This is a genomic window from Streptomyces sp. NPDC005438 (genome assembly GCF_040606315.1).
GTDB lineage: Bacteria > Actinomycetota > Actinomycetes > Streptomycetales > Streptomycetaceae > Streptomyces.
The window spans coordinates 205,804-221,434 of sequence record NZ_JBEXEP010000010.1 but is presented as its reverse complement, the minus strand read 5'-3'; the positions used below and the strand labels follow the sequence as shown (position 1 = coordinate 221,434).

General features: G+C 71.4%; 15 protein-coding genes. 6 read left to right on the top strand and 9 right to left on the bottom strand.

Going from position 1 to position 15,631, the window contains the following annotated elements; translation table 11 throughout:
• Positions 1–323 precede the first annotated feature (323 nt).
• Positions 324–983 carry a phosphatidylserine decarboxylase gene (locus ABZT14_RS21330; RefSeq protein ID WP_356305101.1) on the top strand — a complete coding sequence of 220 codons (660 nt, stop codon included), beginning with the start codon at positions 324–326 and terminating at the stop codon, positions 981–983.
• Positions 970–1,815 (top strand): CDP-diacylglycerol--serine O-phosphatidyltransferase, encoded by an 846-nt coding sequence (gene pssA, locus ABZT14_RS21325; RefSeq protein WP_356305099.1) that lies wholly within the window; start codon positions 970–972, stop codon positions 1,813–1,815. Before ABZT14_RS21330 ends, pssA begins: the two co-directional genes overlap by 14 nt.
• Positions 1,816–1,919: 104 nt before the next feature.
• Here pssA and ABZT14_RS21320 read toward each other — a convergent pair whose 3' ends face one another.
• Entirely contained in the window at positions 1,920–3,038 is a 1,119-nt protein-coding gene (locus tag ABZT14_RS21320; RefSeq protein WP_356305180.1) for a glycerate kinase, read from the bottom strand.
• Positions 3,039–3,217: 179 nt separating this feature from the next.
• Between ABZT14_RS21320 and ABZT14_RS21315 the strand changes: the two genes are divergently transcribed.
• Positions 3,218–3,436 carry a hypothetical protein gene (locus tag ABZT14_RS21315; protein ID WP_356305097.1) on the top strand — a complete coding sequence of 73 codons (219 nt, stop codon included), beginning with the start codon at positions 3,218–3,220 and terminating at the stop codon, positions 3,434–3,436.
• 6 nt (positions 3,437–3,442) lie between these two features.
• Entirely contained in the window at positions 3,443–4,015 is a 573-nt protein-coding gene (locus tag ABZT14_RS21310) for a Clp protease N-terminal domain-containing protein (protein WP_356305095.1), read from the top strand.
• A gap of 4 nt (positions 4,016–4,019) precedes the next feature.
• On the opposite strand, the gene ABZT14_RS21305 is transcribed toward ABZT14_RS21310, so the two are convergent.
• Both ABZT14_RS21305 and ABZT14_RS21300 read right to left on the bottom strand, forming a co-directional pair.
• Positions 4,020–5,450, bottom strand: a complete 1,431-nt coding sequence (locus ABZT14_RS21305; RefSeq protein ID WP_356305093.1) for an NAD(P)/FAD-dependent oxidoreductase — start codon at positions 5,448–5,450, stop codon at positions 4,020–4,022.
• Between the two features lie 41 nt (positions 5,451–5,491).
• Complete coding sequence (locus ABZT14_RS21300) at positions 5,492–6,310, bottom strand: inositol monophosphatase family protein (RefSeq protein ID WP_356305091.1); 819 nt, start codon at positions 6,308–6,310, stop codon at positions 5,492–5,494.
• Between the two features lie 362 nt (positions 6,311–6,672).
• Here ABZT14_RS21300 and ABZT14_RS21295 point away from each other — a divergent pair, with 362 nt between their 5' ends.
• Positions 6,673–7,434, top strand: a complete 762-nt coding sequence (locus ABZT14_RS21295; RefSeq protein WP_356305089.1) for a Sir2 family NAD-dependent protein deacetylase — start codon at positions 6,673–6,675, stop codon at positions 7,432–7,434.
• 156 nt (positions 7,435–7,590) lie between these two features.
• Here ABZT14_RS21295 and ABZT14_RS21290 read toward each other — a convergent pair whose 3' ends face one another.
• From ABZT14_RS21290 to ggt, 5 genes are all read right to left on the bottom strand, one after another.
• Positions 7,591–7,869 (bottom strand): hypothetical protein, encoded by a 279-nt coding sequence (locus ABZT14_RS21290; protein ID WP_356305087.1) that lies wholly within the window; start codon positions 7,867–7,869, stop codon positions 7,591–7,593.
• 516 nt (positions 7,870–8,385) lie between these two features.
• Positions 8,386–9,396 (bottom strand): TIGR03842 family LLM class F420-dependent oxidoreductase, encoded by a 1,011-nt coding sequence (locus tag ABZT14_RS21285; protein WP_356305085.1) that lies wholly within the window; start codon positions 9,394–9,396, stop codon positions 8,386–8,388.
• Between the two features lie 11 nt (positions 9,397–9,407).
• Positions 9,408–10,838: a dihydropyrimidinase gene (gene hydA / locus ABZT14_RS21280; RefSeq protein ID WP_356305083.1), complete on the bottom strand. Its 1,431-nt coding sequence runs from the start codon at positions 10,836–10,838 to the stop codon at positions 9,408–9,410.
• Positions 10,839–11,142: 304 nt separating this feature from the next.
• Positions 11,143–11,985, bottom strand: a complete 843-nt coding sequence (locus ABZT14_RS21275; protein ID WP_356305081.1) for a nitrilase-related carbon-nitrogen hydrolase — start codon at positions 11,983–11,985, stop codon at positions 11,143–11,145.
• 230 nt (positions 11,986–12,215) lie between these two features.
• Complete coding sequence (gene ggt / locus ABZT14_RS21270; protein ID WP_356305079.1) at positions 12,216–14,045, bottom strand: gamma-glutamyltransferase; 1,830 nt, start codon at positions 14,043–14,045, stop codon at positions 12,216–12,218.
• Between the two features lie 186 nt (positions 14,046–14,231).
• On the opposite strand from ggt, the gene ABZT14_RS21265 reads away from it, so the two are divergent.
• Positions 14,232–14,981 carry a hypothetical protein gene (locus tag ABZT14_RS21265; RefSeq protein ID WP_356305078.1) on the top strand — a complete coding sequence of 250 codons (750 nt, stop codon included), beginning with the start codon at positions 14,232–14,234 and terminating at the stop codon, positions 14,979–14,981.
• Positions 14,982–14,992: 11 nt separating this feature from the next.
• On the opposite strand, the gene ABZT14_RS21260 is transcribed toward ABZT14_RS21265, so the two are convergent.
• On the bottom strand, positions 14,993–15,430 hold the full coding sequence (locus ABZT14_RS21260) for a DUF6278 family protein (protein WP_356305076.1): 438 nt from the start codon (positions 15,428–15,430) through the stop codon (positions 14,993–14,995).
• Positions 15,431–15,631: the final 201 nt, after the last annotated feature.

Genomic DNA, 15,631 nt, shown 5'->3' with positions numbered 1-15,631 from the left:
GTGGGAACGGTACGGTTTCCTCAGGAGCACGGGTACGCGCCTCACCACCAGGGGGTCGGCGACCGCTGTTCGGTGCGAAACACCGCCGAGATCCGGCGAAGGTCGGTCGCCGACTGTGGGAACAGTGCCACTCCCAGGCATGATGGACGGGACTCGGGAAGGTTTCCCGGTGTGCGGGATCACACCCCGCCCCCGACGTCGACTGGGATTTCGGCCATTGACTCGCGCTCTGGCTTGCCCAGTTGCCCCCAGTAACCGATAGCATCCCCGGAAGCCGCGATCCCCGCCCCTGGCGCGGCAATCCTCCGCGACGAAGGTCCTACATGCCCGACAGTTCACCGTCCGAACCCAGCGACTCACCCTTCGCGAGCTGCCGAATCGCGCGCGGGGCCTCCCCGTGGCTCTGGCCGACCGTGGCGACCGCCGCCGTCAGCCTGGTCAGAGCGCGCCGTTCGCGCCGTGCCGCCGCCGTCGCGGTTCCCAGCGTCGCCCTGGCGGCGGGGATGCTCTGGTTCTTCCGTGACCCGGAGCGGGAGATCACCCCGGGGCGGTTGATCTCGCCCGCTGACGGCGTGGTGCAGAGCATCATGCCGTGGCGGGACGGACGGACGCGGGTCGCGATCTTCATGAGTCCGCTCAACGTTCATGTGAACCGGGCGCCCACAGCGGGAACAGTAACTTCCGTGGAGCATGTGCCGGGTGGCTTCGTACCGGCGTTCAACAAGGAGAGCGAGCACAACGAGCGGGTGGTGTGGCACTTCGACACCGAGCTCGGCGACCTGGAGATGGTGCAGATCGCCGGGACCGTGGCCCGCCGTATCGTTCCCTACGTGACGGAGCAGACGAAGGTGGAGCAGGGCGAGCGCATCGGCCTGATCCGCTTCGGCTCTCGGGTCGACCTCTACCTCCCGCCTGGCGTGGAGCCCGCAGTAGAGGTCGGCCAGTCCACTACCGCGGGGGTGACTCGCCTTGACCGTGATTGACCGTGATACGCAGACCGCCTGGGTGCCCGAGGCCGAGGAGGCCGAGGACGACATGCCGCTGTCCACGCGGCTGTCCATCGCGGACACCCTGACCCTGGGCAACGCGACCTGTGGGTTCATGGCGGTCTACTTCACCACCACCGGGGTCCTGATCCCCCACCTCACCGGCAGTGAGGACGGCGGGATGGCCCGCCACAGCGCGGCCACCGCCGTGATGCTGATGCTGCTGGCCTCGATCTTCGACCTGTTCGACGGACTGGTCGCCCGGAAGTTGCGCAGCTCGGCCATGGGCGCCGAGTTGGACAACCTCTCCGACCTGATCAGCTTCGGGCTGGCCCCGGCGTACTTCGTGGTCACCTGGGGCATGGTCGCCAACGACGCGCACCAGAGGGTCTCGGTGGTCGCCGCCGTGGTGGTGCTGTTGGCGGTGGTGCTGCGGCTTGCCCGGTTCTCCTGCGTCACCCTGAGGGACGGCATCTTCCAGGGGATGCCCTCGCCCTTCGGCGCCCTGACGGTGATCTCCATCGTGCTGCTGGAACTGCCGTTCCTGCCGACCCTGTTGGCGATCGTGGGTGTCGCCTGGCTGATGGTGAGCCGGGTGGAGTACCCCAAGCCGCGCGGCCGGTTGGCCATCGCCATGCTGGCCTGGATCGTCGCCAGCATGGGCCTGTTGGCCTCCTGGGCGTTCGCGGCGCCCGGCGGCGAACTGCTGCTGCAGACCGGCTGTGCGCTCCAGGTCGTACTGGGCGCGGTGATCCCGCTGTTCGCCACCGCCCGTCGCGTCAACACCTTCCGTGACCACCGTCGTGAGGTACGCGCCGCACAGCGCTGAGACAGGCGTCGCGAGCGCGAGCCACGAGAAGGTTCACGACTGAGGGCCCCGCCTCCTGGCGGGGCCCTCAGTCGTCTGCCGTGCCGCCCTCGAAGGGCGGACGCTCACAGCTGTTCGCGGGCCAGCTTCTCGGCCGCCTGCTCCAGCAGCGCCCCGGCCTTGCTGACGCAGCGCTCGGGGTCGGACTCGAAGTCGGTGAGCGGATACACCTGGGTGATGCCCGCGCGCTTCAACGCCCCCTTGCCCAGCTTGAGTCGGCCGCAGACGGCCACCACCGGCTTCTCGCTCCGCCGGGCCGCCGCGGCCACCCCGGCCGGCGCCTTGCCGCGCAGCGTCTGCTCGTCCAGGGAGCCCTCCCCGGTGACGACCAGGTCGGCCCGGGCCAGCGCCTCCTCGAAGCCCAGCACCTCCAGCAGCACCTCGATGCCGGGGCGGAAGGTGGCGCCCAGTCCCATGAGGGCGCCGTATCCCGCGCCGCCGGCGGCGCCCGCCCCAGGGGCCCTGGCGTTCTCGGCGGCCCGCTCCCCCTCGCTGGCGCCGAGCACCTCCACCAGGTGGGTCAGCGAGGCGTCGAGCACCGCGACGTCCTCCGCAGCCGCGCCCTTCTGGGGGCCGTAGACCGCCGGTGCGCCCTGCTCGCCCAGCAGCGGGTTGTCCACGTCTCCGGCGAGGACGATCTCCACGTCCTTGAGTCGGGGGTCGAGCCCGGACAGGTCGGCGGTGGCGGTCTCCCGCAGGGGCGCGCCCCCGTGGGGTACCGGGTCGCCGTCCTCGTCGAGGAAGTGGGCGCCCAACGCCTGGAGCATTCCGACGCCGCCGTCGACGGTGGCACTGCCTCCGACACCCAGGACGATGGTGGAGGCTCCGGCGTCCAGGGCCGCGACCAGCAGTTCGCCGGTGCCGTGGGTGGTGGCGGTCAGGGGGGCGTACACCCCCTCGGGCAGGTGTCTCAGCCCGGACGCCTCGGCCATCTCGACGATGGCGGTCTTCTCGCGCAGGGCGAAGGCCGCGGCGACCGGAGCGCCCAGCGGGCCGGTCACGGTCAGCTCGTGGCGGGTGAAGCCGGCGGCCACGGCGGCGGCGACGGTGCCGTCCCCTCCGTCGGCCACTGGCAGGGTCTCCACCCGCGCCTCCGGGTGGACTCGCCGGATACCGGCGGCCACGTGTTCGGCGACCTCAACCGCCGTCAGTGATCCCTTGAACTTGTCGGCGGCCACCAGCACATGACCTGTGTGCGCCATGGAGTTTCCCTTGCAGTCGGTCGGGCCCTCACGCCGCCCAGACCCTATCGGCCGTGACCCGTGGTGACCACCGGTTGTGGTGGGACCAGATACCCCGAGGAAGACGGCTCAATCTGTCAATTGACGTTGACGGCCTTCCCGCGTCAACCTAGGTTTACGTCATGGCAGAGGCACAGGACGCCCTTCAGGCCGCCGAGGCCGCCGCCGACCGGGACCCACGGGTGGGGCTGCGCGCGGTCGCCGCACTGCGACGGCTGGTCGAGAGACTGGAAGCCCTCCAGGTGGACAACGCCCGCGCGGCCGGCTGGTCCTGGGAGGAGATCGGTACCGCCCTCGGGGTCAGCAGGCAGGCCGTACACAAGAAGCACGCACAGAGGTAGCCGCCCATGTTCGAACGCTTCACCGCACCGGCCCGGACGGTGGTCACCGCCGCCCAGGAGGAGGCGCGCGCCCTGGGACACCCGACCATCGGCACCGAGCACCTGCTGCTGGCCGTACTGCGCGAACCCGGTCAGCCGGGAGCCGCCGCCCTGGTGCGGCTGGGCGTGACCGCGAAGGCCTGTGAGGAGGCCGTACGCGGGCTGGCCCTGGGCCCGGGGGAACAACTGGGCCCACAGGACGCCGAGGCGCTCAGTGCCCTGGGCATCGACCTGGAGGAGGTCCGCCGGCGCACCGACGCCGCCTTCGGGCCCGGCGCCCTGGACGCACCCCCGCCCCGGCCGAGACGGCGCCGGTTCCTACGGGGCCACCTGCCCTTCGCGCCCCGCGCCAAGCAGGCGCTGGAGCGCACCCTGCGCGAGGCCGTCCGGCTGGGCGACCGTCAACTGGGCGTGCCGCACCTGGTGTTGGCGTTGCTGGGGTGCGAGGACCGCACCACCCGGGACCTGCTCGCCCGGCTGGGGCTGGACCCGGCTCGCGCGCGGGAGGCCGTGCTGGCCGAGGGTCGCCGGGCGGCCTGAGCGCTCACCCCTCGGCGCGCAGCCTCCGCCAGACCGCACGTGCCGCGTTGTGGCCGGACATCCCGTGGACGCCGGGGCCGGGCGGGCTGGCCGAGGAGCAGAGGTAGACGGCCGGGTGGGCGGTGGCGTACGGCACCCGGGCCAACTTGGGTCGGATCAGCAACTGGAGTCCGGTCACCGCGCCGGAGGCGATGTCGCCGTCCACGTAGTTGGGGTTGTAGGCGGCCAGCTGGGGTGGGCCGGACACCGCGCGGGCCAGCACCAGGTCGCGGAACCCCGGTGCGAACCGCTCCAGTTGGGCCTCCACCACCCTGGTGGCGTCGCCCTCCCACCCACCAGGCACGTGCCCGTACGCCCAGAACACCTGCTTGCCCTCCGGGGCGCGGGCAGGGTCGACCACCCCGGGCTGGGTGGTGATCAGGAAGGGCACGGTCGGTGCCTGGCCGCGCACGGCCCGGGTCACCGCGTCGTTGATCACCCGGTAGGTGGGGCCCAGGTGGACCGTGGTGGCCCGCCGCGCCTCGGGGGCGGTCCAGGGCACCGGACCGTCCAGGGCGTAGTCGATCTTGAAGACGCTGGTGCCGGCGCGGAAACCGTCGTAAGCCCGGCCCAGGCCGGCGATCCGGGCCAGCGCCCACGGCGAGGTGTCGAAGACGTACGCCCGCGCCGGGGGCAGCTCGTCCAGCCGGCGCACCTCCACCCCGGTGTGCACCACCCCGCCCAGTTCGCGGAGGTAACCGGCCAGGGCGTCCGAGATGGCCTGGGAGCCGCCCTGGGCCACCGGCCACCCCTCGGCGTGCGCCATCAGCGCGAACATCAGCGCCACTCCCCCGGTGGCGACCCCGCCCAACGGGGCGCCCACGTGGGCGGCCAGTCCGGCGAACACCCCCCGGGCCCGCTCGTCCCGGAACCGGCGGGCGATCCAGCTGGCCGGCTGCCCCCCGGTGAGGCCGAAGCGCGCGAGACGGAGCGGCGCCTTGGGCAGCCGTCCGTCCAGGGCGAGGCCCAGGCTGAGGAAGTCCTCGCACAGCGCCTCCCAGCCGGCGCCGAGGAACGGTTCGACCAGCCGACGGTAGGCGCCGGCGTCGCGTGGGCCCAGGGACATCGCGGACTGGCCGACGGAACGGGTGAGCACCGCGGCGGTACCGTCCGAGAAGGGATGCGCCAGCGCGTTGGGGGCGTGCAGCCACTCCAGCCCGTGCCGCTCCAGGGGCATCCGCCGGAAGGCGGGCGAGTTCGCGCCCATGGGGTGCGCGGCCGAGCAGGGGTCGTGGTGGAAACCGGGCAGGGTCATCTCACGGGTGCGCGCCCCGCCCCCGACGGTGTCGGCGGCCTCGAACAGCTCCACCGAGAACCCCCGGCGCGCCAGCTCCACGGCGGCGGTGAGCCCGTTGGGCCCCGCCCCCACCACGATCACGTCCCGCAAGGCCGGCACTCCCGCTCCCCTCACCGTCGAAGGTCAGTCAGCTACGACGCTCACCGCTGGCCACCCAGCAGGTCGAGAATACGCCGCACCACGGTCGCGTCCCGTCCCGCGGTGAACGGCAGGGCGTTGCCCCCGGTGACCCGGAAGGGGGTGCCGTCCAGGGTGGCGTGGGCGCCCCCGGCCTCGGCGACCAGCAGCAGCCCGGCCGCGTGGTCCCAGGCGTGTTCCCAGGAGAAGGCCACCCCTTCCAGGTCGCCCCGGGCGATGTTCAGGTACTCCAGTCCGGCCGAACCGCAGGGGCGGGGGTCGACCCCGTCGGCCCGCAGCCCCAGCAGGGCCCGCTTCTGGGCGTCGGTGGTGAAGTCCGGGTGCGAGAGGGCCACCCGCCAGGGGCGCTCCCCCTCGGGCGAACCGGCCACCAGCGGCTCGCCGTTCAGCAGCGCGCCGCCCCGTAGCCGGGCGGTCGCCATGGCGTCGGCGGTCGGCTGGTAGGTCCAGGAGGCCAGCAGTTCCCCGCGCTGGGCCAGGGCGACCAGGGTGCAGAAGCCCTCCTCGCCGCGTACGAACTGCCGGGTGCCGTCGACCGGGTCCACGATCCACACCGGCCGCTCGCCCTGGAGGGCGCGGTAGGAGTCGGGGTCGGCGTGCACCGCCTCCTCCCCCACCACCACGGATCCGGGGAGCAGTCTGCTCAGGGAGGCGGTCAGCGCCTTCTCGGCCAGCCGGTCGGCGACGGTGACCAGGTCGTGGTCCCCGCTCTTGCTCTCGACCTCGTGCTCCGCGAGCTGCCGCCAGCGGGGCATCACCTCGGTGGCCGTGGCCTGGCGTATCTCGGCCTCGACGGCTACCGCCAGCTCATCGTCGATCATGCGCCCATCCAAGCACGCCCGCCGACGGCTCCGGTGGCCAGGGCATGGCCGCTCGGTTGCCGCTGGCCGGCCGGAGGTCGTACGCGGGGAGCAGCCGGGCGGTGGGGCGAGGCACGCGGCACTCCGCACCGGACCGCCCGGGGTTGTGCCGCTCGGATCGCCGCGAGGCCCGCGTGTGGTGTCACCACGCGCCGCGCGGTCGCTGTGGGGCGCCGTGGTCGCTGGAGGCCGCTGTCGCCGATGCGCCGCATCGACTCCTCCTCCGGTGCGCTGTGACTCACCGCTCACCGCTCACGGCTCACGGCACCGGAACGAACGCATCGATTTCCCACGCCCCCGACGACCCGCCCTAGCCTGGGGGCATGACGGACGCGAGGGAGCGGGCCGGGCGACCGCCGCTGGTGGCGCTGCTCAGTGGTGCGGGCATCTCGACCGACTCCGGGATCCCCGACTACCGGGGGCCGCAGGGGATGTGGCGGCGGGACCCGGAGGCGGAGAAGCTGGTCACCTACGAGTACTACATGGCGGATCCCGAGATCCGCCGCCGTTCCTGGCTGATGCGCCGGGACAGCCCCACCTGGCGCGCGGAGCCCAACGCCGCACACCGTGCGGTGGTGGAGCTGGAGCGGTCCGGGGTGCCGGTGCGGGTGATCACCCAGAACGTCGACGGGCTGCACCAGCGAGCCGGCCTGGACGAGCGCAAGGTGCTGGAACTGCACGGCACTTCCCGTCGGGTGGAGTGCACCGACTGCCGGGCGAGCGGGGACATGGCCGAGGCGTTGGCCCGGGTGGAGGCCGGTGAGGCCGACCCGCCCTGCCGCGAGTGTGGTGGCGTCCTGAAGTCCGCGACGGTGATGTTCGGCCAGTCCCTGGACCGGCGGGTGCTGGGCACGGCCATGGAGATCGCCCAGGCCTGCGAGGTGTTCGTCGCGGTGGGCACCAGTCTCCAGGTGCAGCCGGCGGCCTCCCTGGCCGGGATCGCCGCCGAGTCGGGGGCGCGTCTGGTGATCGTCAACGCCGAGCCCACGCCGTACGACGAGTTGGCCGAGTCGGTGATCCGGGAACCCATCGGGCGGGCGCTGCCCGCGCTGCTGGCCGAGTTGGCACGGGACCGGGCGGGCTGAGGCCGTAGCTCGGGCTCCCGTACCCGCCGCCGGGTACGCAAGGCCGCCCCCGGGTCGGGCCGGGGAGGTGGCGTGACGTCCGAGGGCCCCCGGAGGGTCGGGAGTGTCCCGGCTCCGGGGGCCGTCGGTACCCGGTCAGGCCGGGGAACCGCTCGGTCAGCAGCGCTTGGAGCTGGCCGCCTCCGGGGTGACCGGGTCACCGAGCTGCCGCAGGCCCCCCACGCCGGCGGTGCAGTGGCTGGCGGTGTTGGTGGCGCCGCTCCAGAACTCCTGCTGCCGGGTGCTCTTCCAGGACTTGCTGCCGTAGAAGGCGTCCTTGGTGTAGCTGTAGACCGAGGTCCTGAGGTCGTAGTGCGCGCCGGTGTCGTGGTACGACTTCCAGACCCACACGTAACTCCAGTTCTGCTTGCACTCCGGCGAGTAGAACTGTTTCACCGAGGCGACCTGCTGGCCGGAGCGGTAGATGTATCCGGTGTCACCGATCTGGTAAGCGTCCGAACAAACGCCCGCGGCCTGCGCCCGAACGCTGTTCGGATTCCCCTTGGCGGAAGGGGCGGTTGATCTGCTCTGCTTTTCTCCGGGGTTGGGGTTGGGCCCACTACCGGCAACCGCCGCACCCGCCGGAAGAAGCGCGAAAGCGCAGGCCATACCGATGACAGCACGCTTGGCATAACGCATGACCGACTATCTCCTCTCACATGACCGGCGATTACCGGGGCCTGATCGGAAAGACCGTCCAAGACCGTTTTCCTCACCGCGAGGAACGTCCGAGTTCGCCGTCACAGAAGAAGACAGGGAAGGAGGGGGGATGGTTGTGCGGAATTCTGGAATTCTCTTTTTCGCGGCCGGAGCGACCTCTTTCCGCAGGTTAAGGGCCATTCGAACACGAAGGCGGGGCGGTACCGGACCCGGTGGGTCCCGCACCGCCCCGCCGGGCCGGATGCCGACCGGCTAGGAGGCCTCGCCCCGGAAGGCCGGGATCACCTCGGAGCCGTAGGCGTCGATCACCTGCTCCCTCGCGTCGTGCATGGCGTACACCGCGAACTGGTCGACCCCCAGGTCACGCAACTCCCGCAGCCGGCGCAGCTGTTCGGCCGGCGGGCCCAGCAGGCAGAAGCGGTCCACCACCTCGTCCGGCACGAACTCGGTGTCCGGGTTGCCGGCCCGGCCGTGGTGGGCGTAGTCGTAGCCCTGACGCTGCTTGATGTAGGCGGTGAGCGCCTCGGGGACCATGTCGGAGTGCTCCCCGTACCGGCTCACCAGGTCGGCGACGTGGTTGCCGACCATCCCGCCGAACCACCGGCACTGTTCGCGGGCGTGGTCCAGGTCCTCACTCACGTAGGCGGGCGCGGCCACGCAGATGGTCACCTCGGACGGGTCGCGTCCGGCCTCCTCGGCCGAGGCGCGTACCGCCTTGACCATCCACTCGGTGAGGTAGGGGTCGGCGAGCTGGAGGATGAAGCCGTCGGCCTTGGCGCCGGCCATGGCCAGCGCCTTGGGCCCGTACGCGGCCATCCACACCGGCAGCCTGCCGTCGCGTACCCAGGGCAGCCGCAGGGTGGTGCCGTCCACCTCCGCCTCGCGTCCCTCGGCCAGCTCCCGGATGGTGTGGATGGCCTGCTCCAGCCGGCCCAGGGTGTTGGGCTTGCGGCCTGCGACCCGCATCGCCGAGTCACCCCGGCCGATGCCGCAGACGGTGCGGTTGCCGTACATCTCGTTGAGGGTGGCGAAGGTGGAGGCGGTCACCTCCCAGGTGCGGGTACCGGGGTTGGTGACCATCGGTCCGACGACCAGCCGCTCGGTGTTGGCCAGGATGCGGCTGTGGATGACGTAGGGCTCCTGCCAGAGCACCGCGGAGTCGAAGGTCCAGCCGTAGTCGAAGCCCTGGGCCTCGGCACGGCGCATCAGCTCCACGGTGGTGGCGCCCGGCGGGTCGGTCTGGAGGACGAGTCCGAAATCCATGTGTGTGCTCCTCAGTCCAGCAACTGACAGGTACCGCGCGGGACGTACTGGCCGTGCCCGGCCCGCCCCACGTACTGCCGCCCGTCCAGGACGAGTTCGCCCCGGGAGAGCACGGTGTCCACCCGGCCGGTGATCCGCTTGCCCTCGTACGCCGAGTAGTCGACGTTCATGTGGTGGGTGTCCACCGACAGGGTCTGCTCGGCCTTGGGGTCGTAGAGCACCACGTCCGCGTCCGCGCCGGGGGCCAGGGTGCCCTTCTTGGGGTAGAGGCCGAACATCCGGGCCGGGGTGGCACAGGCGATCTCGATCCAGCGGCGGCGGGTGATGTGCCCCTCCACCACGGCCTGGTGGAGCAGGTCCATCCGGTGCTCCACGCCCGGCATTCCGTTGGGGATCTTGGAGAAGTCGCCGCGTCCCAGTTCCTTCTGGCCGTTGAAGCAGAACGGGCAGTGGTCGGTGGAGACCACCTGGAGGTCGTTGGTACGCAGCCCCCGCCAGAGGCTCTCCTGGTGCTCCTTGGGCCGCAGCGGGGTGCTGCACACGTACTTGGCGCCCTCGAAGTCCGGCTCGGCGAGGTTGTCGGTGGACAGGAAGAGGTACTGCGGGCAGGTCTCCCCGAACACCGGCAGCCCCTTGTCACGGGCGCCGGCGAGTTCGGCGACCGCCTCCTCGGCGGAGACGTGCACCACGTACAACGGGGCACCGGCCACCCGGGCCAGCTGGATGGCGCGGTGCGTGGCCTCCGCCTCCAGCAGGGTGCGGCGGACCTCGCCGTGGTAGCGCGGGTCGCTGCGCCCCGCCTCCAGGGCCTGTTCGACCAGTACGTCGATGGCGATGCCGTTCTCCGCGTGCATCATCACCAGGCCGCCGTTGCCGGCCGACCGCTGCATGGCGCGCAGGATGCGGCCGTCGTCGCTGTAGAAGACGCCGGGGTAGGCCATGAACAGCTTGAAGGAGCTGACCCCCTCCTCCACCAGCAGGTCCATCTCCTTGAGGGTGCCGTCGTTGACGTCGGAGAGGATCATGTGGAAGCCGTAGTCGATGGCGCACCGGGCGTCGGCCTTGGCGTGCCAGGCGTCCAGGCCCTCGCGCAGCGCGTGGCCCCGGCTCTGCACCGCGAAGTCCACGATGGTGGTGGTCCCGCCCCAGGCGGCGGCGCGGGTGCCGGTCTCGAAGTCGTCGGAGGAGAAGGTCCCCCCGAAGGGGAAGTCCATGTGCGTGTGGGCGTCGACTCCGCCCGGCAGTACGTACTTGTCGGTGGCGTCCAGTTCCCGTTCGGCGCTCCAGCCGGCGGCGACGTCGCTGCCGTGGGCCGCCAGGGCGACGATCTTGCCCTGTTCGATCAGCAGGTCGGCGTGCATCTCGTCGCTGGCCGTGATCACCAGGCCACCTCGGATCACGGTACGGCCGGGGCTGCGTGGTTGTGCGGGAGGCGTACTCATGGGGTGCTCTCTCCTAGCGCGAACTGTGCGGTGTGCGGAGCGTGTTCGAGGGTGTCGGCCGGCTCCCCCGCCCGGGCGAAGGCCACCGGCCCCGGCGCTCCCCGAGCCGCCGGCCCCTCGTCGTTCGGGCGCCCGCCCGGTGAGCTGACGGAACGGGGCGGCCACGGTGGGCGGGAGGGCGCCGAAGGACGGGCGCCCCACCCGTGGGTGGGGCTGCGGGCGACGTCGGGGGTCGGGCCCGTGGGACGTCACCGTGCGACGGCGGTCCCCCGGCCCGGGGCGGCGGCCCCGGGCGAGCGGGCGGTCAGGGCTTGACCAGGCCCTGGTAGGCGTCGGGGCGGCGGTCCCGGTAGAAGGCCCACTGCTGGCGGACCTCGTCGACCAGGCCGAAGTCCAGGTCGCGGACGAGGAGTTCCTCCTCCTTGTCGCTGGCGACGTCGCCGACGAACTGCCCCCGGGGGTCGACGAAGTAGCTGGAGCCGTAGAAGTCGTTGTCGCCGTACTCCTCGCTGCCGACCCGGTTGATGGCGGCGATGAAGTACTCGTTGGCGACGGCGGCGGCCGGCTGCTCCAGCTTCCACAGGTGGGAGGACAGGCCCCGGGAGGTGGCCGAGGGGTTGTAGACCAGTTGGGCGCCGGCCAGGCCCAACTCCCGCCAGCCCTCGGGGAAGTGGCGGTCGTAGCAGATGTAGACGCCCACCTTGCCGACGGCGGTGTCGAAGACCGGCCAGCCGAGGTTGCCGGGCTTGAAGTAGAACTTCTCCCAGAAGCCCTTGAGTTGGGGGATGTGGTGCTTGCGGTAGGTGCCCAGCAGGGTGCCGTCGGCGTCGATCACGGCGGCGGTGTTGTAGTAGAACCCGGACTGCTCCACCTCGAACACCGGGGAGACGATCACCATCCCGGTCTCCCGGGCGAGCTGGCACATCCGCTGGGTGGTGGGGCCGTCGGGCACGGGTTCGGCCCAGCGGAAGTGTTCGGAGTCCTGCACCTGGCAGAAGTACGGGGCGTTGAACACCTCCTGGAAGCCGATCACCTGGGCGCCCTGTCGGGCGGCCTCCCGGGCGTGGGCCTCGTGCTTGGCGATCATCGACTCGGTGTCCCCGGTCCATGTGGCCTGTACCAGGGCGGCACGCACTACCTCGGGCATAAGACAGCTCCTTCAACGCGCGTAGAGTGAGCTAGAGACGGTAGAACCGACCACCCGGCGTCGCAAGACGTCGGACCCGGTCAAAGTCAGCCGTCACCGGAGGGAAATCCCCCGCGAACACGGCCAAAACACTACCGGTGAGCCACCCCCCGCGCACGGTGTCGGGGGATGACTCACCGGTCTTTTCCGCTCTGCTCAGCTCACCTCAGCGCACCGAGGGGAACCGGGGGTCACCTGCCTCGGGGCGGGTCCCCCTGCGGCCTGACGACCAGGGCGGAGCCGCCACCCCGTCGCTCGGTCTCGGCCGCCGCCAACCACTTGCCGTTCCTCAGTCGCTGGACACCGGTCGCGGCACCGATCTCCTCGACCTCGGTGAACTTGTGGCCCAGCTTCTCCAGCTTCTTCTTCAGTCCGGCCGGCGCCGAGGGCTCCAGCTCGGTCTCCTCCGCGTTGCGCTGGCTCGCCCGGGGGGCGGCGATGGCCTTCTCCAGCGGCATCCCACGGTCCACGTGGTTCACCAGGGTCTGCAGCACCGTGGTGATGATGGTCGCGCCACCGGGCGAACCGAGGGCCAGCTTGGGCTGACCGTGCTCCAGCACGATGGTCGGCGACATCGAGGAGCGCGGACGCTTGCCGGGGCCGGGGAGGTTGGGGTCGGGCACGTCCGGGTCGGCCGGCTCGAAGGAGAAGTCGGTCAGCTCGTTGTTCAGCAGGAACCCGCGCCCGGGGACGGTGATGCCGCTGCCACCGGTCTGCTCGATGGTGAGGGTGTACGACACCACGTTGCCCCAGCGGTCCGAGGTGGTCAGGTGCGTGGTGCTCTGCCCCTCGTAGGTGGTCTTGACGCCCTTGCCGGAGCTGTCGCAGGACTTCGATCCACGAGAGTCGCGGGGGTCGCCCGGGGCCACCGGGCTGGTCAGCACCTTGTCGTGCTTGATCAGGCAGCCACGGGAGTCGGCGAACCGCTGGGACAGCAGGCCCTTGGTGGGCACGTCCTCCTGGGTGGGGTCGCCCACCCAGCGTCCACGGTCGGCGAACGAGATACGGCTGGCCTCGATGTACTTGTGCCAGAACTCCTTCTCGGTGAGCTTCCCGACCTGGTAGTTCTCCAGGATGTTCAGGGCCTCACCCACGGTGGTGCCACCGGAGGAGGAGGGCGCCATGCTGAACACGTCCAGGCCCCGGTAGTTCACCCGGCTCGGCTTCTGCTCCCTGACCTGGTACGACTTCAGGTCGCCCAGGGTCAGGTCACCGGGCCGCACGGTGCGCTTGGCGTCCGGGTCCACCGGAGGCTTGCGCACGGTGTTCACCACGTCCTTGGCCAACCGGCCCTTGGAGAAGACCTTGGCGCCGTGCCGGCCCAACTCCCCGTAGGTCTTGGCGAGGTCGGGGTTGCGCAGCTTGCTGCCGACCTTGGGCAGCTTGCCGTCGGGCAGGAACAGGTCGGCGGTGGCCGGGAAGTCCTTGAACCGCTCCTCGTTGTCGGCGGTCTGCTGACGGAAGGTCTTGTCCACCACGAACCCGTCGCGGGCCAGCCGCTTGGCCGGGGCCAGGGTCTGTCGCAGGGACTTCTTGCCCCACTTGTCGACGGCCCGGTCCCAGGTGGCGGCGGTGCCCGGGGTGCCCACGCTGAGGCCGCTGGTGACCGCGTCCTCGAACGGGATGGCCTTGCCGTTCTCCTGGAACAGGTCCTTGCCGGCGCTGCGGGGAGCGGTCTCCCGGCCGTCCAGGGTGCGGACCTTCTTGCTCTTGGCGTCGTAGAAGACGAAGTAGCCGCCGCCACCCACGCCCGCCGAGTAGGGCTCGGTCACGCCGAGCGCGGCGGCGGTGGCCACGGCCGCGTCCACGGCGTTGCCGCCCTGCTTGAGCACCTTGATACCGGCCGCCGAGGCGTCGGGGTCGACGCTGGAGACAGCGCCGCCCTTACCGACCGCCACCGGCGACTTCTTGGGCGGGGAACTCTCGCCCGAGGGTTGTCCGTTGGAAATGGTGGCGGTGAGCCCCACGGCTGCCGCAACCACGGTGATCAGGGCCAGGGATCTGGCCGGGCGACGACGCATCGCAACCTCCGAAGTCAACAGTGCGCGCAGGTTAGCGGTGTCAAGAGGGCGTACGCCACCTTCGAGACCCCCCAGTTCCGCCTCATCCGCCTTCGACGGCCGGCTGGCCCCAGCGCCCCCAAGGGTCCACGAAGTTTTCAAACTGACCGGAGGCGACCGGGCTCCCGGCCGGTACGCTGCCGCCCTATGACCGAAAACCAGTGGGGGATCGTATGGGTGGCGGCCATAGCCGTCGCCCTGGTCGCGTTGGGGTGGCTGGCTCGAACCTGGTGGTCCAACCGCCGACTTGACCGCAAGCAACGCTTCTTCGGGCTGCCCGACAACGCCGAGTGCCTGATGGTCGTCAGCCGCGACCAGTCGACGGCGCACAGCACCGAGTGGGCCGTCTCCCGGGTGGACACGGTGGCCCTGTTGGAGCTGTCCGCGCTGGTGAGGAGTTGCGGCGCGCACACCGAGCTGGTGACCGACGACGCCGCCCAGCAGGGGTTCGGCGACCGTACGGAGATCTGTGTGGGCGGGCCGCTGTCCCACCGACGGATCGCCGCCCACCTGCGCTCACTGCTGCCCGGGGTGAGCTACCGGGGCGAGTTGGGCGCCGGTGGGGAACACGACGCCTTCGTGGTGGGCGAGGAGACCTACCAGTTGGAGAACGGGCTCAACGAGTACGTGCTGCTGGCCCGGCTGACCGCCGGCCGCGAGGAGGGCGCCCGCCCGGTGTTCCTCGCCTGCGGTCAGCGGCCGATCACCCACCAGGCCGCCGCCCGCTACTTGTCGCGGCACCATGTGCGGCTGGCCCGCAAGTACGGGGCGCACGGCACCTTCGTCCTGATGCTGAAGGTGGTCAACTCCCAGGCCTACGGGGCGGACCTGGTGGAGCTGGTGGGCGACGTGACCAAGGCCGCCTGCACCCCGCTCGCGGCGCTGGAGCGCAGGTAGCCGGTCCGGGTTCAGCCCTCGGAGGTCTCGGCGTAGACCTGGGACAGCTCCGGGGAGCCGGTGTCCGCCCAGTTCACACCGGCGGCCACCACGTCGACCCTCCGGCCGGAGGCCAGCCGCACCACCGGGTGCCCCTCCGGCAGCAGTTCCCATCCGGCCCCGGGGACGGTACGGACCAGCACGGTGCCCAGGTACAGGCCCGCGTCGTTGCCCAACCAGTCGAGCAGCTCCGGGTCGTCCCGCCAGCTGGGCAGCAACTGGTCGAGCGCGCTCAGCGACTCCGGGTCGTCGGCCAGCACCACCCCGGCCTCCTCCGCCCGGGCGCGCAGCAGCTCGCACTCCGCGTACAGCTCGGCCGCCCGCTCGGGGTGAAGCGCCTCCCCCGGGTGGACGTCGCCCTCTCCCTGGACGTGCCGCTTGCGCCAGATGTCCCGGATGGAGATGTTCATCCTCCCAGGGTGACATCGACCCGTTGGTTCCTGCCACAGGCGGGTCACGCCCGGTCGTTCGCGATCAGCCGGTAGCGTCGCCGTCGCCCGGGCCCGAGGGCGGGACGGCGATCTTCCGGGGTTCAACGAAAGTTGGCGCGCGGGTCGTTGTCCGCCTCCCGGTCCGCCCCTACGTTCGTCGCGCCTCCTCGGTCGAGGGGG